Raw genomic sequence first — 19,272 nt, forward strand, 5'->3', positions numbered from 1 at the left:
TGCGTCATCGTCCGAGGTAAGACTCGATCACCGCGTCGTCGCGCTTGACCTGGTCGAGCGTGCCTTGCGCGAGCACCGCGCCTTCGGCCATCACCGTCACGCGGCCGCTATCGCCCGCGAGCGCCGCGACGAACTCCATGTCGTGCTCGACGACCATCATCGAGCACGTGCCGCGCAGCGTGTTCAGCAGCTTCGCGAGCTCCATCGTCTCGTGATCGGTCATCCCGGCCGCCGGTTCGTCGAGCAGTAGCAGCGCCGGACGCTGCATCAGCAACATGCCGATCTCGAGCCGCTGCTTCTGGCCATGCGACAGTTCGCCGGCTGCGCGGTACGCGTCGCTTTCGAGGCCGATCAGCGCGAGCGTTTCCTCGATCTTCGTCTGCGCGGTGCGGTCGAGCCGCGCGCGCAGCGACGCAAGCCAGCCCTTGTCGGTCTGCATCGCGAGCTCCAGGTTTTCCCAGACCGGATGCTGTTCGAACACGGTCGGCTTCTGGAACTTGCGACCGATGCCCGCGCGTGCGATCTCCGGTTCGTTCATCCGCGCGAGGTCGATCGTCTGTCCGAGAAACACCTTGCCCGCATCGGGACGCGTCTTGCCGGTGATCACGTCCATCATCGTCGTCTTGCCTGCGCCGTTCGGACCGATCACGCAGCGCAGCTCGCCTGCGTCGATCGCGAGCGACAGCCTGTTCAGCGCGCGAAAACCGTCGAAGCTGACTTCGATGTCTTCGAGGTAAAGGATCGTGCCGTGCGACGTATCGATGCCGTCAGGCACGACGCGGCCCATCGATGCGCTGCCGCTGACGGCCAGCAGCTCGTCCTCGGGCGGTGGCGTGAACTGGTAGAGGGCCGTGCCGTTCATCCGCGTTTCCCCTTCGCGAGCAGCGTGTCGACAAGGCCCATGATCCCGCGCGGCAGCAGCAGCGGCACAAGCACGAAGATCAGGCCGAGAAAGAACAGCCAGTACTCGGCGAAGTACGCGGTGAAGAAACTCTTCGCGCCGTTCACCGCGAATGCGCCGACGATCGGGCCGATCAGCGTGCCGCGTCCGCCGACCGCGACCCAGATCGCCATTTCGATCGAATTGCCGGGCGACATCTCGCCGGGATTGATGATGCCGACCTGCGGCACGTACAGCGCGCCGGCGATTCCGCACAGCACGGCCGACAGCGTCCACACGAACAGCTTGTACGCGAGCGGGCTGTAGCCGAGGAACATCAGCCGCGTCTCGCCGTCGCGTACCGCGGTCACCACGCGCCCGAGCTTGCTGGTGACGACCGCACGCGCAACGATGAATGCAAGCACGAGCGTCGCGAAGGTCAGCAACAACAGCACGGTGCGCGTGCCGGGCGACGTGATCGAAAAGCCGGCGATGCGCTTGAAGTCGGTGAAACCGTTGTTGCCGCCGAAGCCCGTCTCGTTGCGAAAGAACAGCAGCATCGCGGCGAACGTCAGCGCCTGCGTGATGATCGACAGGTACACGCCCTTCACGCGCGAGCGGAACGTGAAGAAGCCGAACACCCAGGCGAGCAAGGCTGGTGCGAGGACGACCAGCGCGAGCGCCCATGCGAGATGCTGTGTGCCGCTCCAGTACCACGGCAACTGATGCCAGTCGAGAAACACCATGAAGTCGGGCAGGTCGCTGCCGTACTTGCCGTCGCGGCCGATCTCGCGCATCAGGTACATGCCGATCGCATAGCCGCCGAGCGCGAAGAACAGGCCGTGGCCGAGGCTCAGGATGCCGCAATAACCCCACACGAGATCGAGCGCGAGCGCGGCGATCGCGTAGCACATCAGCTTGCCGGCAAGCGTCATCGCATACGCGGACAGATGGAATGCGCTCGACTCGGGCGCGACCAGCGCGGCGAGCGGCACGCCGATACCGATCGCGATGCATAGCGCGACGAGCGCGAGCCATGCGCGGCGCGGCAGCAGCGCGGGGCGGGGCGGTAACCCGAGCGCGAAGCGTTCATCTGCGCGCGCGCCGGCCGACGTGGGTTTCGGCGCATCCGCGACCGGGTTCGACAACGAATCGGTGAAGGAAGTCACGTCATGCCTCCGCGCTGCGTCCCCTCGGGGCGAACATCCCCTGCGGACGCTTCTGGATGAACAGCACGATCATCACGAGCACCGCGATCTTCGCGAGCACGGCGCCCCAAAACGGCTCGATTGCCTTGCTGACGAGGCCGAGTCCGAAGCCGCCGAGCACGGTGCCGGCGATCTGGCCGACGCCGCCGAGCACGACCGCCATGAACGAATCGATGATGTAGTTCTGCCCGAGATCGGGGCCCACGTTGCCGATCTGCGACAGCGCGCAGCCGCCGAGGCCCGCGATGCCCGCGCCGAACGCGAATGCATATGCGTCGACGCGCGCGGTCTTCACGCCGACGCACGCGGCCATCCGGCGATTCTGCGTGACCGCGCGCACGAACAGCCCGAGCCGCGTCTTCGTCAGCACCGCCCATGCGACGAACACCACGGCGAGCGCGAATGCGAGGATCGCAAGCCGGTTGTACGGCAGTATCAGGTTCTGCATCACGGTGACGCCGCCGCTCATCCACGACGGGTTCACGACCTGCACGTTCTGCGCACCGAACAGCATGCGCGTCGCCTGGATCAGGATCAGGCTCACGCCGAACGTCGCGAGCAGCGTTTCGAGCGGGCGGCCGTACAGGTGCCGCAGCACGAGCCGTTCGAGCACGATGCCGACGAGTGCGGCGGCCGCGAACGATACGGGCACCGCGACGAGCGGATACCAGTCGAACGCAGCCGGTGCATAGCGCTGGATCAGCGTCTGCACGACATAGGTTGCGTACGCACCGATCATCAGGAATTCACCGTGCGCCATGTTGATCACGCCGATCAGCCCGTACGTGATCGCAAGGCCGAGCGCCGCAAGCAGCAGCACGCTGCCGAGCGACAGGCCCGCGAACACGGTGCCCGCGATCTCGCCGCGGCGCTGCAGAGCGTGCAGCGTGTCGAGCCCCTGCTGCGCGGCGTCGCGCACGCGCGCGTCGGGTTCCGCATAGCTGCCGTCCGCGTTCTTCGCGACGAGCGGACGCAGCTGTTCGATCATGTCGAGATCCTGGCGCGCGGCCACCACCTGCACGGCTTCGAGACGCTTCGCCGGATCGGCGTCGTGCAGCGCGGCAATCGCCCATAGTGCGTCGAGGCGGCGTTTCAACGCGGGATCCGTTTCCTTCGCGCGTGCACGGTCGATCATCGGCTTGAGCGCCGGATCGGGCGACTTCAGCAGCGCATCGATCGCGTCGCGGCGCGCGGAGAGATCGGGCGACGCGAGAGCGAGCCCCGACAGCGCGGCGGCGATTTTCGTGCGCAGCAGGTTGTTCAGCATCACGGGCTGCGCGTCGCCGGCCGGCGTCGCAGCCTGGGTGAGCGCGTCCCGCGCGGTATCGCCGGTCTGAATCAGCAGGCGGCCGTCGCCGGTCGCAAGCGCGTCGCCGCTCGACAGCGCATTGAGCAGCGCGACGGCGCGCGGATCGGTATCAGCGGCCAGGTGTTCGATCGCGGCCGTCTTCGCGTCGAAGTCGTCGCCGGCGACCGCGGCGGTATCCGCGGCCGTCAGCGCGCATGCGGCGCGTGGCAGCGCGCAGAGCAACGCAGCGCACGCGACGATCGCGACGACGGTCTTGTGAAAGCGTATCGGCATCGGAGTTCCTGTCGGGCGTGGAGACGTGGTCTCACGCGGTGGCATGACGGCTGCACCTTCGGCAATGGCGACGGCGCTTCATGCTGCCGCACCGGCGCGCCGGTTTCGACGCGTTGCGGCCGCGCGCGCCACGAAGCCGCGCGCGGCCCGGGCGCTGCCTGTACGCGCAGCGCCCGCGCATTGCATCAGGCCAGCGCCGCGCGTTGCCGGCGCAGGAACGCCGGGATCGAGCTGACCACGTCCGGCTTGCCCTGGTTGCCCGCGATGAACGGGCTCCACGGCTGCGCGCGCACGGCCGTCTTCGTCTTCCATACGACGTTGAACTGCCCGTCGCCACGGATTTCGCCAATCATCACGGGCTTGTGCAGGTGGTGGTTGCCGTCCATCGTGAGCGTGAAGCCCGACGGTGCGGCAACCGTCTGGCCGATCATCGCGACGCGCACCTTGTCGACGTCGGTGCTCTTCGCCTTCTCGACCGCCTGCTTCCACATGTGGATGCCGACATAGGTGGCTTCCATCGGATCATTGGTCACGCGCTTTGCGCCGCCCGGCAGATTGTTCGCGTTGACCCACGCGGCGAACTGGTCCTTGAACTTGGTGTTGGTCGGGTTCTTCACCGACATGAAGTAGTTCCATGCGGCGAGGTGGCCGACGAGCGGCTTCGTGTCGATCCCGCGCAGCTCTTCCTCGCCGACCGAGAATGCGACTACCGGCACGTCGGTCGCCTTGATCCCCTGGTTGCCGAGCTCCTTGTAGAACGGCACGTTCGAATCGCCGTTGATCGTCGAGATCACGGTCGTCTTGCCGCCTTGCGCGAAGTTCTTGATGTTCGCGACGATCGTCTGGTAATCGCTGTGGCCGAACGGCGTGTAGACCTCCTGAATGTCGGCGTCCTTCACGCCCTTCGATTTCAGGAACGCGCGCAGGATCTTGTTGGTCGTGCGCGGATACACGTAGTCGGTGCCGAGCAGGAAGAACCGCTTCGCGCTGCCGCCTTCGGCGCTCATCAGGTACTCGACGGCCGGAATCGCCTGCTGATTCGGCGCGGCGCCCGTGTAGAACACGTTGCGCGACATTTCCTCGCCCTCGTATTGCACCGGATAGTAGAGCAGGCCGTTCAGCTCCTCGAACACCGGCAGCACGGACTTGCGCGACACCGACGTCCAGCAGCCGAACACGCACGCGACCTTGTCCTGCGTGAGCAGCTGGCGCGCCTTCTCGGCGAACAGCGGCCAGTTCGAGGCCGGGTCGACGACCACCGGCTCGAGCTTGCGGCCCATCACGCCGCCGCTCTTGTTGATGTCGGCGATCGTCATCAACGCCGTGTCCTTCAGCGACGTTTCGGAGATCGCCATCGTGCCCGACAGCGAATGCAGGATGCCGACCTTGATCGGGCCCGTGCCCGCATCGGCCGCGTGCACGAACGGACTCTTGCCCGCCAGCGCGAGCGCACCAGCCATCGAACCGAACTTCAGCAGACTGCGACGTTTCATCGGGTTCCCCTTGACGTGTTGGTTGTGCGTGCGCCGTGGTGGCGGCGTCGGCATGGGGATAACGCAAGGCATGTGCCAGTCGCGCGGATGCACGCCGGGCGTGCCTGTGCGGGAACGAGTCGAGTACCGGCGCGGTGCGCATGATGCGTCGTGCAGCATGCGCGATCCGTTGCGGTGCGTGTGCGCGGGCGTAAATGGTGCATGATGTGCCGCGCACGCAGCACCGCCCTGACGGCGCGGAGGGCGCGCATTGAACGGGCGGCTTGGCGCGCTGCGTCGCCGGTTGAAGCGCTGTGTAATGGCGGACGTGCCGTCGACGACGAGCATGCGCGACGCAGTCGTCATGTGCCGCGACGAGCGGTGCACCGGACGCCGAAATGGAAACGGGCGCGCAATGCGCGCCCGTTCGGCGGATCAGTGCAGCCGGCGGCGACGCGCCGGCGCAAAGATCGGAAACTCAGTAACGCGGCACCGACGGATCGACGTCGCGCGACCACGCGTCGATGCCGCCCTGCAGGTTGTACAGTTTCGTGAAGCCGCGCGATTCGAGGAACATCGCGACCTGCGCGCTGCGCATCCCGTGATGGCATACGCAGACGATTTCCGCTTCGTCGTCGAGTTCCTCGCTGCGCGCGGGAATTTGCTGCATCGGAATCGACACGCTGCCGGCGATCTGCGCGGTCGAGATTTCCCACGGTTCGCGCACGTCCAGCACGACCGGCGCGGGGCGCGCCGGATCGCGCAGCCATTCAGCGAGCATCGCGGGTGTCAGGATCTGCATGGCGCCGCCGCTCAGAACTTGAAGCGCGACGGTTCGATCGCGTTGACGAGGTGATCGACGTAGGTTTCGAACACGTCCGCGACACGGTACTGCTTGTCGTCGATGCGCGTGATGATCTGCGCCTTCATCACCGGACGGCCGCCGACGAACGCCGACAGGCGGCCGCCGATCTTCAGCTGTTCGAGCATCTGCTGCGGCACGAGCGGCAGGCCGCCCGCGACGCAGATGACGTCGTACGGCGCCTTGTCGGGCCAGCCGAGCGAGCCGTCGCCAAGCACGACTTCCGCGTTCGTTACGCCGTCGTTGCGCAGGTTGTCTGCCGCGAACTTCGCGATGTCCGGATCGATCTCGACGGCGGTCACGTGCTGCGCGCGGTGCGCGAACAGCGCGGCGAGGTAGCCGGAGCCGGCGCCGACCACGAGCACGTTCTCGTGCTTCTTGACCGCCAGTTCCTGCAGCACGCGCGCTTCGACGCGCGGGAACAGCATCTTGCTGCGGCCGCCGGGCAGCGGCAGTTCGAGGTCCGCGAACGCGAGATCGCGATGTTCGGGCGACACGTATTTTTCACGCTTGACGATCGACAGCAGACCAAGGACGTCGAGATCCAGCACGTCCCACGGCCGGATCTGTTGTTCGATCATGTTGAAACGCGCGTTTTCGATATTCATGGTGTGGTCACGCAGCCAGGTCGGCTATCAGCGGGGATAGAGAAACTTCGTGATTGTACCAAACGGGACGGAGGGAAAGCCTTCGGACGGCCTGCAACAGACCTTTACCCCTTGCTCTTCTTGATCTGCGCCTCGAACGCGGCGTCGAGCTTGCTGACCTTGCGCGGCTTTTTGGGGCCGAATTCGTCGACGAACCGGACGAATTCGTCGAGCGGAAGCGGTTCGCTGCGCTTTTCGGCGGTGCCGCTCGAGCGGTCGACCAGGTAGAACAGGCCGCCGGCCATCGCGACCGCCGCGAACTGCGGGTTGCCGGAGCGGGCTTTCAGGCGTTCGACCGCGTTGGTTGCTTTGGTGGTGCGCATCGTGCGGATACTTGCAGGGGCGTTGAACCCGTTACTCTATCAAACCGCCCGCGCGCCCGCGGCGATGCCGTGTCACACGGTGCGTGAGTAGCGCTGGCGCGGCATGCCGCCGAGGTATGCGTCGAACGCCATCGCGATGTTGCGCACGACCATCCGGCCGGCCGGATGGATCGTCAGGCGGTCGCCGGCGATGGTCAGCAGGCCGTCTTGCTCGAAGCCGCGCAGCGCGAAGAGCTCGCGTGCGAAGTGATCGGCGAAGCGGATCCCGTGCGCGGCCTCGATGTGCGAAAAGGGCAGGTCGAGATTGCACATCAGCTGCGTGATCACGTCGCGGCGCAGCCGGTCGTCGGCCGTGAGCCGCACGCCGCGCGCGATCGGCAGCCGGCCGGCGTCGAGCGCCGCGCCATACGCGGGCAGATCCTTCGCATTCTGCGCATAGACGTCGCCGACCTTGCCGATCGACGACGCGCCGAGGCCGATCAGGTCGGTATCCGCGCGCGTGCTGTAGCCCTGGAAATTGCGCTGCAGCGTGCCGTTTCGCTGCGCGCGCACCAGTTCGTCGGACGGCCGCGCGAAATGGTCCATCCCGATGTACACGTAGCCGGCCGCCGTCAGCATGTCGATCGCGAGGCCGAGCAGCGCGACGCGCGTGTCCGGCGGCGGCAGCGCCGCATCGTCGATCTGGCGCTGCATCTTGAACAGGTGCGGCATGTGTGCGTAGCCGAACACCGACAGCCGGTCGGGCGCGAGTTCGATGATCGTTTCGAGCGTTCGCGCGAACACGGCCACCGTCTGGTGCGGAAGCCCGTAGATCAGGTCGACGCTGATCGAATGGAAACCGGTCGTACGCGCGGCGGACAGCAGGTCGGCCGTCATCGCGATCGGCTGGACCCGGTTGATCGCTTGCTGCACGACCGGATCGAAATCCTGCACGCCGAGGCTCAGCCGGTTGAAGCCGATGTTGCGCAGGTGCACGAGTGTCGCGGGCGTGACCGTGCGCGGGTCGATTTCGATCGAGAACTCGGCGTCGGCGTCCGGTGCGAGCGTGAAGTGTTCGCGGGTTGCAGCCATCAATTCGGCCGTTTCGGCGTCGGACAGGAAAGTCGGCGTACCGCCACCCCAGTGCAGCTGCGTGACCGTGCGCGCAGGGTCGAACAGCGCGGCCTGCAGCGCCAGCTCGCGCTTCAGTTGCTCGAGATACGGGCGCGCGCGGCGTCGGTTGTTGGTCGCGATCTTGTTGCAGCCGCAGTAAAAGCAGGCGGTGTTGCAGAACGGGATATGGAAGTACAGCGACAGGTCGCTCGACGACGCGCCCGGATCGCGCGCGGCGCGCACATAGTCGGCCGGGTCGAAATCGTCGCGGAACTGCAGGGCGGTGGGGTACGACGTATAGCGCGGCCCGTTCGCACCGTACTTCGCGAGCAAATCGGGACGGAACAACGTGTCGGCAGAACCGGAATTCATGATGGTCTCGCGCTTTTTAGATGCGTTCGAGTATAGGAACGGGCATTTCGGCTGCGTTGTGTAATAACGTCGCAGCCGGTGGTGGCACAATGCGCAGTGGGCCGCCGCACTGCTGCGTCCGGTTGCCGCATCGTGTTTTTGTCGTTTGTCGAGAGTGTCGAGTGTCCGTCGAAATGCCTGTCCGTCCCGCGCCTGCCGATGTGCCGCCGCCGCATGCGTGCCGCGAGGGGTGCGGTGCCTGCTGCATCGCGCCGTCGATTTCGTCGCCGATTCCCGGGATGCCCGGCGGCAAGCCGGCCGGCGTGCGCTGCGTGCAGCTCGGCGACGACTTGCGCTGCCGGATCTTCGGCCGGCCGGAGCGGCCCGCGTGCTGTTCGGGGCTTCAGCCTTCGGTCGAGATGTGCGGCGCGTCGCGCGACGATGCGCTTGCGTGGCTCGCACGCCTCGAGGTCGCGACGCAGCCGTCTTCGGCGCCCGGCCGATCACCGATTCGCTGACCGCGGTGATATACGTCGGCGCGCGCCGGGAACCGGCGGCATGCGCGGCGGCGCTCGCTTCGGTCCCCCGCGCGCCTCATGGGCCGGCGCCGCTTGCCAGACCGCCGCTTCGCCCGATATACGAAGGAGATTGTCCAGCATGACCGCATCTTGCACGCCCGGCCGGCGCCGCTTCGTCGCCGCCTGCGCCGGCGCCATCGGCGTGTCGATATCGCTCGCCGCCTGCGCGTCGACGTTCCCGTTCATCCCCGATCACTACACGTTCTCGCGCGGCGACGTGCAGAAAGCCGTCGCGCGCAAGTTTCCGTATCAGCGCACGGTCGCGCAGGTCGTCGACGTGTCGCTCGCGAATCCGGCCGTGAGCCTGCTGCCCGACCAGAACCGTGTCGCCGTGCAACTCGATGCGCACTTTGCGAGCCCGTTTCTGCGCGCACCGGTGAGCGGCAAGTTCACCGTGTCCGGCCAGCTCGCCTACGACGCGCCAAGCCGTTCGGTCGTGCTGAAGGCGCCGGCCGTCGACAGTCTCGCGCTCGACGGCGACGCGCAAATGTATGCGCAGCAAGTCGGCGCGGCTGCGGGGCTGCTCGCGACGCAGGTGCTGACCAACTATCCGATCTACACGTTCAAGCCCGAGCAACTGCAATTTGCCGGAGTCAACTACGAACCCGGTACAATTACGATTCTTACAAACGGCATACGCGTCGCGATCGTCGAAAAGTGACGGTGCACCGCGCGCGGCCGGGCGGGCCGCGGCGGTAGCGTGGCCCTTTCTTTCGACCACTTCGGAGTTGGGCCACGGATGGACTGGATCCTGATCTGCAAGGCATTGATCCTCGGCGTCGTCGAGGGGCTGACGGAATTCCTCCCGGTGTCGAGCACCGGTCACCTGATCGTCGCCGGCAGCTTTCTGGATTTCAACGACGCGCATGCGAAGACCTTCGACGTCGTGATCCAGTTCGGCGCGATTCTCGCGGTGTGCTGGGAATACCGGCAGCGGATCGTGTCGGTCGTTACCGGGTTGCCGAGCCGGCCCGACGCACGGCGCTTCGCGTTGAACGTCGTGATCGCGACGATTCCCGCGATCGCGCTCGGCCTGCTGTTCGAGAAGAAGATCAAGGCGGTGCTGTTCTCACCGGTGCCCGTCGCGTTCGCGCTCGTCGTGGGCGGCGCGATCATCCTGTGGGCGGAGGCGCGGCAGCGCGAGCGCAGCGTGCCGCCGCGCGTGCAGTCGATCGATGCGCTGACGCCGCTCGATGCGCTGAAGGTCGGCATCGCGCAATGTTTTGCGCTCGTGCCCGGCATGTCGCGCTCGGGCTCGACGATCATCGGCGGGATGCTGTTCGGCCTCGACCGGCGCGTCGCGACGGAGTTCTCGTTCTTTCTTGCGATTCCGATCATATTCGGCGCGACGCTCTACGAAACCGTCAAGGACTGGCATGCGTTCACTGTCGATTCGCTTGGGTTGTTCGCGCTGGGGCTCGTCGCCGCGTTTTTCAGCGCATTCGTGTGCGTGCGGTGGCTGCTGCGCTTCGTCGCGACGCATGACTTCACGGTGTTCGCGTGGTATCGGATCGCGTTCGGGCTGTTCGTGCTGCTCGTCGGCTACAGCGGATGGCTGAACTGGGCGTGACGCCGGGCCAGCGCGACAGCGTGCCCAATGACGAACGGCCCAATCGGCAGATGCCGGTTGGGCCGTTTTGCGTTGCGTGGCGGAGGGGTGCGGTCAGCCGGCGCGCTTGCGGAACACCAGATCCCACACGCCGTGCCCGAGCCGCAGCCCGCGCCGTTCGAACTTCGTGACGGGGCGGTAGTCGGGGCGCGGCGCGTAGTCTGCGGCCGTGTTCTCGAGCGTCGGTTCGGCGCCGAGCACTTCCAGCATCTGTTCCGCATAGTTCTGCCAGTCGGTCGCGCAATGCAGGTACGCGCCCGGCTTCAGGCGCGACGCGAGGTGCGCGACGAGCGGCGGCTGGATCAGCCGGCGTTTGTGGTGGCGCGCCTTGTGCCACGGATCCGGGAAGAAGATGTGCACGCCGTCCAGGCTTTCCGGTGCCAGCATGTGCTCGAGCACTTCGACTGCGTCGTGCTGGATGATGCGGATGTTCGTCAGATCCTGTTCGCCGATCAGCTTCAGCAATGCGCCGACGCCCGGCTCGTGCACCTCGACGCCGAGGAAGTCGTCGCCAGGTCGGTGCGCGGCGATTTCCGCGGTCGACGCGCCCATCCCGAAGCCGATCTCCAGGATGCGCGGCGCGCTGCGGCCGAACACGGCGTCCCAGTCGGGGATGTCCGGCGCGTACGGGACGACGAAGCGCGGGCCGAGCTCGTCCAGTGCGCGGCGCTGGCCGGTCGACACGCGGCCGGCACGTGTGACGAAGCTGCGGATGCGGCGGCGGTGCAGCGGATTGACTTCATCGGCGCCGTCGGCGGCTTCGTCGGGAAGGGCGGCGTCGTCCGGCGGCAGGCCGGCTTCGTTCGGATCGTCGTGCATCATCGGTACAGAAAAGCTCGGTTGCAGGCGAGGGCCCGTTGCGCGTAGCAGTGCGCCGGGTGTCGGCACATGGTACAAAAAAGCCGCCTTCGACGAGGCGGCTCACGCGCAGGCTGCAGTGCAGCAGAAAGTGGAGCGGGCGATGGGAATCGAAGGCTCCTCCACGCGCATCCGCAGCACTTTGATTTAAAAGGAACATGGAGCGGGCAACCCAACCCCATGTCGGATACTTCTGTAGCAGTTTACCAGAGCGCCGCAGTCGTCACGAATTTCCCACTACGTCGGCCCTATAATCCGCGTGCAGGTGTCGGCGACCAATCATACAAACACAACGAAAGTGAAGGGGAAGCATGTCACTCGAAGGACTCTCAGCAGCGGAGATTGACCAGCGACAGAATGAACTTCTCGCGCATGTTCCCGAGCGCGACTCCATCGGCAACATGCGGTTGCGCGAGCTTTTGAACTGGGGTGATGACGACCTGTATTGGAGCGTCAGAAACCGTCTGGTAGACACCGGTGTTCTGGAAACCGGTCGGGGTATGGGCGGGAGCGTTCGACGCGTTCCTGCGGTGGTAGAACCCGTTGCGGAAGAGCCTGCAGGCGCTGCCGTTGTCGCGGGGGATGTCCAACCCCCTGACGCGGGACAAGGAGCCCAGGCCGGGGCTGAATTCGCCCGAGAGGATCAGCTTTACGAACCGATTGCAACCGTGCTGCGAGGGCAGTGGGCGAAGGAACAGGGCTTCGACGCCTATTCGGTCGAAATCACGGCGCGGCAAGGGTCCAGACAGACCGGTGGCAAATGGACCCGGCCCGACCTGACAGCCGTTGGTTACAAGACATTCCCGTTCGTGCCGGGGCGCTTCCTGGAGGTCGTGACGTTCGAAGTCAAGCCGTTTTCCACGGTTGACGTTGCCTCAGTCTATGAGGCGTTGGCGCATAGGCGGGCGTCCACGCGTGCGTATGTTGTGCTGCACGTCCCGGAGGAGCGGGAGCGTGACATCATTGCAGCGGTCGAGGCAACGTGCGAAGAAGCCAAGCGGCATGGGATCGGTGTGATTGTCGCGACTCGCCCCGATAGTTTCGATCACTGGGACGTCCGATATGAAGCCGAGCGGTTTGAGCCCGATCCGTCGCGTTTGAACGAGTTCATCGCGCAGCAGCTTTCGGAAGGTCTCAAGGAGCAGATTATCCGGTGGTTCAAGTAGCGCGCCGCCTTGCTATAAGGATTTGCGATCCGTGGGCTCGATTGAAGGACGCGATACCTTGGGGCGGTCGCGGATTTCCTAGGAGGTCCTACCGCCGATGACGGCTGCTCGTGGGTTGCTCGGTGTTCCGCAGGTGGATGGGATTGACACGAGCTTGTGTGTCGGCGATTCGAGTAGGGGAACGGGATCAATCGGGGAGTAACTTTTCCCAAGTTATTCCCATTGTTTTGTATTCGTTGTTAGACCCTTCCCGTGGGAGAGCCAATACTCTCCCTAGGCTTCTCGAAAACGAGAAACCTAGTGCGAGGCATCGACGCTCCCATATTCTTCCCTATGGGTTCCCTTGCTTTGGTCATGGTGCATTATGTCGCGAGAGGTTGATCCAAAGCTGAGCCAACCATACCTCCCGTCATCGACCCGGCTGCACCTTCCTCTTGCGAGGCCACTCTACCGGCGGGCAATACGTAACGAACCCCATCTATGCCCCGCTGCGAATCCTCCCGCAGCTTTACGACCTTGCCCGACCGTTCTATCGCCGAAAAGCAAGGAAGCGCAAACCCGGTCTCTTGAGTTTGCGACGAGCAATTTAGCACGAGTGGTGACTTTTTGTGAAGTAAATCTTCTGTTTGAGCTAATTTGCAGAAGCGACTGTCTCAAAATTTCGAGTATGGAGTGAATTTTTCTGTGCGTTTTCTTTGTTCAGGTGGGGGCAGAGGCTGCAATGGAGGAGGGAGGCATTGGGGCCGAAGCTACCGCGATGAAGTGTTTGGCAAGTCAATTGCACTTGGTCGTTGAGCAACCTCGCGGAGCGCGCGGAAGTTTTCTCCTTGGCGATGTGTGACCGTCTATCTTGTATCGAAGATTCATGAAGGGGCACGCCCGTTGACTTGCAGTAATATGTCCCTATTGCTGGGCGGAGCCACCGAAACGGGGGATGGAATGGGGCGAGGCAAAAAAGTGATTCTTGAGTCGATGAGTTTTGACAACCAAAGTCTAGCGAGGGATTTTTTCCGCGAGATGCTCAATCGGTATGTTCCTGGTGAACGAGTCTCGTCCGAAGACACGATCCACCTAGGGGCTTTGTTCAAACGTCATCCAGAGTATGTAACGAAGCTCGGTTCCGGGATTGACTACTTCGAAGTCATACCGGCGGAATACGGAACCCAATGCTTTTGCGCTGTTCGGACGGATGGGAGCAAAGAAGACTTCTCCTACATCAAGTGCGTTACGCAAAGACTCGATTGAACTCACGAAGAGAATGTCTCGATGGATTTCGAAATACTTGTAGATGACGCCTACCTGAAGCTTTTCTCGGAGACGTTGCTTACTCCGATTGAAAATAAGCGCGTTTTGAGTCTGGCGAACGACTTCGAAGACCAACTTTGGCGATACGAGAAGTTCGAAAATTTCATTTGGGATAATATTGCGCTTACGGCGCTATCGGCGTGGGAACGGGAAAAACTCACGGGACAGAGCCGGTCAACGCTGCGTGAATCGGCGAAAAACCTTCGGCTGACGGATAAAGCGGGAGACATAGGGCAAGGCAGTGAGCTTGCCGAAATTGTCTTATATGGAATCATGCATCACCATTATGGAGCATTGCCTGTCGTTCCGAAGATTTTCTACAAACAGAATGTGCAGGACAACGCGAAAGGTGCTGACAGCGTCCATATCGTGTTAGAAGGGGATGATGACTTCTCTCTTTGGTTTGGAGAAGCGAAGTTTTACAACAGTATTGAAGATGCTAGGCTTCCTGCGGTCATCGAGTCGGTTGGAAATTCACTGAAGACGGATAAGCTAAAGAAAGAAAATAGTATTATTACCAATACCTCGGATATTGATCGTCTAATAACTAATCCGAAGGTGGCGGCGAGAATCAAGGACGCTTTGTCTGCGAAGAATTCAATTGATCATATCAAGGCTAAGATTCATGTTCCCATTCTTCTTTTGCATGAGTGTGCGATCACCGCGTCAGCAATAGAGATGAATGATGTTTATAGGGAAGAGATTCGAAAGTATCATCATGAGCGGGCGACGGCCTACTTTAAAAGGCAGATTGATACGTTGTCTGGGAAGGTGGCAAAATATTCGGATGTCAAATTCCATATCATCCTTTTCCCTGTTCCTGATAGGGGGAAGTTGATTGAGCAGTTCTCCAAGGAAGTCGCATTTCACAAGGCATAATAATCAATGGAAACCTTTGATGAGTGCGCGGTAATCAATGAATTGCTGCAAGCCGGGAACGAAACAGAGGCGAGAAATCGCTTAATTCGTCTGCTCGATCAACATGAGAGAGAATCTGCGCATTATTCTCCACTTGTCAATCATCTGATCAGAGAGTCAGGGCTTTTCCCATACCTCGATCCAGATACTTCCAGTTGGCAGGATCGGTTTGTTTACGAGTCTTTCAAAGTGGATGTGGGGCAGGAGTCTCCTGTTACGCTTCATAGCGAACAGTCAATGGTTCTCAAGCATCTCCTTGATGGCACGAATATAGCCGTCAGTGCGCCCACCAGTTTTGGCAAAAGTTTGATAATCGATGCCTACATCGCAATCCGCAAGCCAAAGAATGTGCTTATTCTCGTTCCGACTATTGCTCTAACGGATGAGACTAGGCGGCGGTTGAGCAGAAAATTCTCGGCCGAATACAAAATTGTTACAACGGCAGACGTTGAGCTAGGGGAGCGGAACATACTTATCTTCCCCCAGGAAAGGGCGATTCATTATTTTAGTAAACTGGACAGGCTGGATTTGCTTGTCGTGGATGAATTTTACAAAGCAAGTCGAGACTTCGATAAGGAGCGTTGCCCTGCTTTATTGAAGGCAATGATGAAGCTTGGTTCGATTGCTGATCAAAAATACTACCTTGCGCCAAATATTGCGAAACTGAGCGACAACCCTTTTACAAAGGATATGTTGTTTCTGCGTCTGGATTTCAATACGGTGTTTCTGGAAAAGCATGAGCTTTATAGGGAAATTAAAAAGGATGCGCAGAAAAAGAGCGATTCCCTGATTGAGATACTAGGGAAGAAAAGATCGAAGTCGCTTATTTATGCTGGCACTTATTCAAACATTGAGCGCGTGTCGAATTTGCTGCTCGAAAAGACGGAGGAGCTTGACAGTGATTTGTTGGCGGCATTCTCCGACTGGCTTTCGAAGAACTACGATCCGAATTGGATACTGACTGCGCTAGTCAAGCGCGGGGCTGGTATTCATACCGGTCGACTTCACAGGTCGTTGAGTCAGATACAGGTGAGGCTATTCGAGGAGGTGGAAGGATTGCAGACTATCGTGTCGACTTCCTCGATTATTGAAGGAGTGAACACGTCTGCGGAAAATGTCATCGTTTGGAGTAATAAGAATGGAACTCTGAAGCTCAATGATTTCACTTATCGGAACATTATCGGTCGCGGAGGCCGAATGTTCAGGCATTTTATTGGGAATATCTACATACTCGAAGAGCCTCCTCTCCCGGCGGATACGCAACTGGATTTGACTTTTCCGGATGAGTTGCTTGCGGATGTCGATGAGCAGGAATTTAAGCAGCAATTATCCAAGGAGTAAGTTGCTAAAATATTACTTTATAAGGAGCAGATGGCAGGTGTTCTTGGTCAAGAGGTATTTGATCGACTCCGAAATGAGGGTGCTTTGATATCGAGTGATGCTGAGTTGCTTGCCGGTATAGCACTTGAGATCAACAATAATCGAAAGACGTGGCGAGGGCTCGCCATTTTGAATTCTCCATCGAGCGAATATTGGGGTTGGATACTGAACAAGGTTCTCAGGCTGGCGCCCGGAGAATGGGAGTTTCCCTACTCGAAGTTTATAGAATTTGTGAAGATGTTGTCGGCCAACTGGCAAAACTCTATACCTGAACTGCTAGACAAGTTGGACGAGCAGGATGTGACTATCGAGGAATTTTTCAAGCTCGAACGAAATGCTACGTTCAAGTTGACGGCATTGCTGAGTGACATCAATGTCATTCAGAAGGAGGTAATGCCGGACCAGCATATTGATATCTCGCCGTTCATTGCTCGTCTTTCAAAGGCATTCCTTCCGTCGTGTGTGTTGGAACTGGAAGAATATGGGTTGCCTAGGATGCTTGCGAAGAAAATACATGCCGCTGGGATTGTCGATTTTGAAGACGAGAATCTATCGCTTCATTCTGCGCTCGATATGCTCAACAAAATGAAGCATAAAATTCAGGAAAAGGTTGCGGACTTAGATGGCTTCGATAGATATGTCCTTGATCATTTCTTCGATGGCATTGTTCGGCAGTGAGTTTTCTTGACGAAGTGGCCACTTAAATGTGTGCCAGTTGTCGCATCTTTTCGATGTTTTGTGTAGCTGGGCGATTGCTAAATAGGACAACCCTTTTCGTGTCAACAAACGACCGGTTTCTGACACTTCACCGATAGCGGGTGCCGACGTGTTGAAAATATAGCCCTTGGCTTTTCCGATAGGCCATCCTACGCTGGCACCGTTTTCTAACAGGGGCGGACAAGATGAAGACCTTCGGATACGGACGAGTGTCAACGGGGCAGCAAACAACCGAGAACCAGCGGCTCGAATTGGAACGCGGAGGCTTCGTCATCGACTACTGGTTTGCGGACCACGGAATCAGCGGAAAGACCTGCGCGAGCGAGCGCCCGGAGTTCGGGCGGCTGCTGGAAAAGATTCGTGACGGCGAAACTCTCGTCGTCGCAAAGCTCGACCGGCTGGGCCGAGACGCTGTGGACGTGCTGCAAACCATTCGGGCACTTGAAAAGCGGTCAATCAAGGTGATCGTGATGCAGTTGGGGCAGACTGATCTAACGTCCCCGGCGGGGAAACTGCTGCTCACGATGCTGGCGTCTGTTGCAGAGATGGAGCGCGATCTCCTGATCGAGCGGACGCAAGCCGGACTCGCTCGCGCTCGTGCCGAGGGGAAGAAGCTCGGCAGACCGTCCAAAACCACCCCAGAACAGCGCCGCGAAATTCTCGAAGGGCTAGGGCGGGGCGAGTCGGTGAGCGCCCTGGCGCGGGCCTACGCGGTTTCGCGGGCGACAATCCATGCTATTCGTGATGGCGCTTGAGCAGGCGCCCGCCCCAGTTCCCGCGTGAAACTGGGGTCTTGTAGGCCAGCGACTTCCGGCGCGATTACATCCACCACGGACCCGATGGGAATAGGTCGTCATCGTCCTGCATTAGCTGGGACAGTTCTTCATCGTCGTCCAAAAGAAGCCGTGCGAGTTCAAGCAACGTGTTGAAGTGATCGAAGCCCCAGCCGGAGATAAACTGAATGTATATCTTGTCGGTTATCCGAAAATGGTAACTTGCTGCTACCAAGTCTTTTATGAATAAGACCGCGTCCCTTTGATGTTTGAAAATCTGCTTCGACCATCCACCGGAATCTATCTGTTGTCCGGATTCGGCGACCAGAAAAAGCGCTGCATCCATTTTGCATTGAATTTCATCGAAGCAGTCCGGATCGCTTGGTCCGAAATTCTCATAATTCTCGATTACCTGAACAACCATCATTCCTCCGCGTGGGTTGGTTAGCGTGCCTTGGCTGCACGTCTGGGAGGAAGAAGCTTATAAACCGGAGATAGGCTTTTCAATAGCTCTGGTAGGCAACATTGATTTTTTAATTCAATTAAATCAATGTGTTGCGAGGAAAAAATCGCGAGCCTAAAAATTGAGCAGGTGAACGGTAATAATTACATGGGATGCGGTGACCCCAAACGGGACGTGGTGGGCGTATGCGGCTCGGTTTGCTGGCCGGTTGTTCGGGCCGAGGCTAGTGCTTGGGCAGCGGTGCGCTAAGCACGCGCCACCGCTCGTGGATGCTCCCGGCACTACCGGGTATTGATCTGTCCGCGATTTTGGATACGGATCATCTTCCCATCCCGGTCGAAAAGGATTGCAAGGTTAGACGAAGTGCCACCGATCACTGACGCTTGCGAATACATCCATTGTTGGAGCGTGCTGCCGTTCGGCATAGCGTTGGTGGCCGTCGGTGTGCCAAGCTTCTCTTGCGCTTGCTGCATCGTCGTCACGCCCGGAACGAATTGGTCGGCGTCGCGGATGTCGAATTTGCTTCCCATCGTCATGCAGGCCGACAGGGTAAGGGCCAGGGCGCACGCCCCGAACGTCTTTCTCATTGGTCAGGTCTCTTTCTCGTGGTGGGCAACAACAAACGCAACAAGACGTGCCCGGAATCTGTTGCGCTATGGCAGCGCTGCGTTTCAGTATTCGGAAACGCAAACCTTATAGACGGAGCGTTGTAATTGATCCGGCGTGGCGTTGGGCTGGCGTTTGTAAACAAGATCGAGCGAGCCTATGTAGAGCCCGCGGAATTCGCGCCGCCACTCGGGGCGGATCGTTTTGAGGCTCGTTTCGAATTTCGCTTGCTCGGTCGCATAGGGAACCCCATCGTCCCTGTCTCGTGCCATCTCCAGGGCCATTCGACTGATCTGCAAACATATGCCTTCGCTGCCAGCCCATGCCCGGTTGGTCGCTACCGGTCCGCACATCAGCGCTAGCAGCAACGCTACGGAAGCGCGCGTTGCGCGCCGATGGTTTGCATGTGGTCGTGTCATTTGTAGGGTGGCCTCTTTCAGGGTGGCCATTATTAGGGTGTGGTCGCGATTATACGCGCCCGC

21 protein-coding genes are annotated in these 19,272 nt (G+C 60.7%); 9 read left to right on the forward strand and 12 right to left on the reverse strand.

Translation table 11 applies throughout. The features are described 5' to 3' along the window. Nucleotides 1–4 precede the first annotated feature (4 nt). The 8 genes from urtD to hemN all read right to left on the reverse strand — a co-directional run bounded on the left by urtD (nucleotide 5) and on the right by hemN (nucleotide 8,438). Nucleotides 5–862, reverse strand: a complete 858-nt coding sequence (urtD, locus tag WK25_RS04250) for an urea ABC transporter ATP-binding protein UrtD (RefSeq protein WP_069241051.1) — start codon at nucleotides 860–862, stop codon at nucleotides 5–7. Next, nucleotides 859–2,049 (reverse strand): urea ABC transporter permease subunit UrtC, encoded by a 1,191-nt coding sequence (gene urtC / locus WK25_RS04255; protein WP_059543939.1) that lies wholly within the window; start codon nucleotides 2,047–2,049, stop codon nucleotides 859–861. The genes urtD and urtC overlap by 4 nt, the downstream gene beginning before the upstream one ends. A 1-nt stretch (nucleotide 2,050) precedes the next feature. Beyond that, nucleotides 2,051–3,670 (reverse strand): urea ABC transporter permease subunit UrtB, encoded by a 1,620-nt coding sequence (gene urtB / locus WK25_RS04260; protein WP_069241052.1) that lies wholly within the window; start codon nucleotides 3,668–3,670, stop codon nucleotides 2,051–2,053. Nucleotides 3,671–3,855: 185 nt separating this feature from the next. Beyond that, nucleotides 3,856–5,163: an urea ABC transporter substrate-binding protein gene (gene urtA, locus WK25_RS04265; RefSeq protein WP_059544033.1), complete on the reverse strand. Its 1,308-nt coding sequence runs from the start codon at nucleotides 5,161–5,163 to the stop codon at nucleotides 3,856–3,858. Between the two features lie 457 nt (nucleotides 5,164–5,620). After that, nucleotides 5,621–5,944 carry a rhodanese-like domain-containing protein gene (locus WK25_RS04270; protein ID WP_006758748.1) on the reverse strand — a complete coding sequence of 108 codons (324 nt, stop codon included), beginning with the start codon at nucleotides 5,942–5,944 and terminating at the stop codon, nucleotides 5,621–5,623. A gap of 11 nt (nucleotides 5,945–5,955) precedes the next feature. Beyond that, the gene (locus tag WK25_RS04275) at nucleotides 5,956–6,612 is read right to left on the reverse strand and encodes a protein-L-isoaspartate O-methyltransferase family protein (RefSeq protein ID WP_059543935.1); all 657 of its coding nucleotides are present in this window, start codon (nucleotides 6,610–6,612) and stop codon (nucleotides 5,956–5,958) included. Nucleotides 6,613–6,716: 104 nt separating this feature from the next. Continuing rightward, complete coding sequence (locus WK25_RS04280) at nucleotides 6,717–6,974, reverse strand: hypothetical protein (protein WP_040143589.1); 258 nt, start codon at nucleotides 6,972–6,974, stop codon at nucleotides 6,717–6,719. Between the two features lie 72 nt (nucleotides 6,975–7,046). Then, nucleotides 7,047–8,438 (reverse strand): oxygen-independent coproporphyrinogen III oxidase, encoded by a 1,392-nt coding sequence (gene hemN, locus WK25_RS04285; protein WP_069241053.1) that lies wholly within the window; start codon nucleotides 8,436–8,438, stop codon nucleotides 7,047–7,049. A 173-nt stretch (nucleotides 8,439–8,611) separates the two neighbouring features. Here hemN and WK25_RS04290 point away from each other — a divergent pair, with 173 nt between their 5' ends. The 3 genes from WK25_RS04290 to WK25_RS04300 all read left to right on the forward strand — a co-directional run bounded on the left by WK25_RS04290 (nucleotide 8,612) and on the right by WK25_RS04300 (nucleotide 10,565). Further along, on the forward strand, nucleotides 8,612–8,935 hold the full coding sequence (locus tag WK25_RS04290; RefSeq protein WP_040144898.1) for a YkgJ family cysteine cluster protein: 324 nt from the start codon (nucleotides 8,612–8,614) through the stop codon (nucleotides 8,933–8,935). Between the two features lie 139 nt (nucleotides 8,936–9,074). Further along, a complete protein-coding gene (locus WK25_RS04295) occupies nucleotides 9,075–9,656 on the forward strand; it encodes a DUF1439 domain-containing protein (RefSeq protein ID WP_069241054.1) in 582 nt (193 codons plus the stop codon). 78 nt (nucleotides 9,657–9,734) lie between these two features. Beyond that, entirely contained in the window at nucleotides 9,735–10,565 is an 831-nt protein-coding gene (locus WK25_RS04300) for an undecaprenyl-diphosphate phosphatase (protein ID WP_040143592.1), read from the forward strand. Between the two features lie 93 nt (nucleotides 10,566–10,658). Here the strand turns inward: WK25_RS04300 and trmB are convergent, their stop codons facing one another. Next, entirely contained in the window at nucleotides 10,659–11,426 is a 768-nt protein-coding gene (gene trmB, locus WK25_RS04305) for a tRNA (guanosine(46)-N7)-methyltransferase TrmB (RefSeq protein ID WP_040143593.1), read from the reverse strand. 347 nt (nucleotides 11,427–11,773) lie between these two features. Between trmB and WK25_RS04310 the strand changes: the two genes are divergently transcribed. From WK25_RS04310 to WK25_RS04330, 6 genes are all read left to right on the forward strand, one after another. Further along, entirely contained in the window at nucleotides 11,774–12,628 is an 855-nt protein-coding gene (locus tag WK25_RS04310; RefSeq protein WP_069241055.1) for a hypothetical protein, read from the forward strand. Between the two features lie 837 nt (nucleotides 12,629–13,465). Continuing rightward, a complete protein-coding gene (locus WK25_RS04315) occupies nucleotides 13,466–13,873 on the forward strand; it encodes a DCL family protein (RefSeq protein WP_197932512.1) in 408 nt (135 codons plus the stop codon). Between the two features lie 21 nt (nucleotides 13,874–13,894). Then, nucleotides 13,895–14,812: a DUF1837 domain-containing protein gene (locus WK25_RS04320; RefSeq protein WP_069241056.1), complete on the forward strand. Its 918-nt coding sequence runs from the start codon at nucleotides 13,895–13,897 to the stop codon at nucleotides 14,810–14,812. 6 nt (nucleotides 14,813–14,818) lie between these two features. After that, nucleotides 14,819–16,192, forward strand: a complete 1,374-nt coding sequence (locus WK25_RS04325; RefSeq protein WP_217265980.1) for a DEAD/DEAH box helicase — start codon at nucleotides 14,819–14,821, stop codon at nucleotides 16,190–16,192. A 30-nt stretch (nucleotides 16,193–16,222) separates the two neighbouring features. Then, a complete protein-coding gene (locus WK25_RS31955; RefSeq protein ID WP_217265981.1) occupies nucleotides 16,223–16,909 on the forward strand; it encodes a hypothetical protein in 687 nt (228 codons plus the stop codon). A gap of 224 nt (nucleotides 16,910–17,133) precedes the next feature. Beyond that, nucleotides 17,134–17,703, forward strand: a complete 570-nt coding sequence (locus tag WK25_RS04330; RefSeq protein WP_069241057.1) for a recombinase family protein — start codon at nucleotides 17,134–17,136, stop codon at nucleotides 17,701–17,703. Nucleotides 17,704–17,767: 64 nt separating this feature from the next. Here WK25_RS04330 and WK25_RS04335 read toward each other — a convergent pair whose 3' ends face one another. The 3 genes from WK25_RS04335 to WK25_RS04345 form a co-directional block, all read right to left on the reverse strand. Then, nucleotides 17,768–18,145, reverse strand: a complete 378-nt coding sequence (locus WK25_RS04335; RefSeq protein WP_156789000.1) for a hypothetical protein — start codon at nucleotides 18,143–18,145, stop codon at nucleotides 17,768–17,770. 320 nt (nucleotides 18,146–18,465) lie between these two features. Next, entirely contained in the window at nucleotides 18,466–18,771 is a 306-nt protein-coding gene (locus WK25_RS04340) for a hypothetical protein (protein WP_226208911.1), read from the reverse strand. Nucleotides 18,772–18,855: 84 nt separating this feature from the next. Continuing rightward, the gene (locus WK25_RS04345; protein ID WP_069241059.1) at nucleotides 18,856–19,074 is read right to left on the reverse strand and encodes a hypothetical protein; all 219 of its coding nucleotides are present in this window, start codon (nucleotides 19,072–19,074) and stop codon (nucleotides 18,856–18,858) included. Between the last annotated feature and the right edge of the window lie 198 nt (nucleotides 19,075–19,272).

The organism is Burkholderia latens (assembly GCF_001718795.1).
In the GTDB taxonomy this organism is placed as follows: Bacteria; Pseudomonadota; Gammaproteobacteria; order Burkholderiales; family Burkholderiaceae; genus Burkholderia; species Burkholderia latens_A.

Excerpts from the sequence above, each read along its gene's own strand:
- urtD (WP_069241051.1), bottom strand. The coding sequence starts at position 862 with ATGAACGGCACGGCCCTCTACCAGTTCACGCCACCGCCCGAGGACGAG.
- urtB (WP_069241052.1), bottom strand. The coding sequence starts at position 3,670 with ATGCCGATACGCTTTCACAAGACCGTCGTCGCGATCGTCGCGTGCGCT.
- urtA (WP_059544033.1), bottom strand. The coding sequence starts at position 5,163 with ATGAAACGTCGCAGTCTGCTGAAGTTCGGTTCGATGGCTGGTGCGCTC.
- WK25_RS04270 (WP_006758748.1), bottom strand. The coding sequence starts at position 5,944 with ATGCAGATCCTGACACCCGCGATGCTCGCTGAATGGCTGCGCGATCCG.
- WK25_RS04275 (WP_059543935.1), bottom strand. The coding sequence starts at position 6,612 with ATGAATATCGAAAACGCGCGTTTCAACATGATCGAACAACAGATCCGG.
- WK25_RS04280 (WP_040143589.1), bottom strand. The coding sequence starts at position 6,974 with ATGCGCACCACCAAAGCAACCAACGCGGTCGAACGCCTGAAAGCCCGC.
- hemN (WP_069241053.1), bottom strand. The coding sequence starts at position 8,438 with ATGAATTCCGGTTCTGCCGACACGTTGTTCCGTCCCGATTTGCTCGCG.
- WK25_RS04290 (WP_040144898.1), top strand. The coding sequence starts at position 8,612 with ATGCCTGTCCGTCCCGCGCCTGCCGATGTGCCGCCGCCGCATGCGTGC.
- WK25_RS04295 (WP_069241054.1), top strand. The coding sequence starts at position 9,075 with ATGACCGCATCTTGCACGCCCGGCCGGCGCCGCTTCGTCGCCGCCTGC.
- WK25_RS04300 (WP_040143592.1), top strand. The coding sequence starts at position 9,735 with ATGGACTGGATCCTGATCTGCAAGGCATTGATCCTCGGCGTCGTCGAG.
- trmB (WP_040143593.1), bottom strand. The coding sequence starts at position 11,426 with ATGATGCACGACGATCCGAACGAAGCCGGCCTGCCGCCGGACGACGCC.
- WK25_RS04310 (WP_069241055.1), top strand. The coding sequence starts at position 11,774 with ATGTCACTCGAAGGACTCTCAGCAGCGGAGATTGACCAGCGACAGAAT.
- WK25_RS04320 (WP_069241056.1), top strand. The coding sequence starts at position 13,895 with ATGGATTTCGAAATACTTGTAGATGACGCCTACCTGAAGCTTTTCTCG.
- WK25_RS04325 (WP_217265980.1), top strand. The coding sequence starts at position 14,819 with ATGGAAACCTTTGATGAGTGCGCGGTAATCAATGAATTGCTGCAAGCC.
- WK25_RS31955 (WP_217265981.1), top strand. The coding sequence starts at position 16,223 with ATGGCAGGTGTTCTTGGTCAAGAGGTATTTGATCGACTCCGAAATGAG.
- WK25_RS04330 (WP_069241057.1), top strand. The coding sequence starts at position 17,134 with ATGAAGACCTTCGGATACGGACGAGTGTCAACGGGGCAGCAAACAACC.
- WK25_RS04335 (WP_156789000.1), bottom strand. The coding sequence starts at position 18,145 with ATGGTTGTTCAGGTAATCGAGAATTATGAGAATTTCGGACCAAGCGAT.
- WK25_RS04340 (WP_226208911.1), bottom strand. The coding sequence starts at position 18,771 with ATGAGAAAGACGTTCGGGGCGTGCGCCCTGGCCCTTACCCTGTCGGCC.
- WK25_RS04345 (WP_069241059.1), bottom strand. The coding sequence starts at position 19,074 with ATGGCCCTGGAGATGGCACGAGACAGGGACGATGGGGTTCCCTATGCG.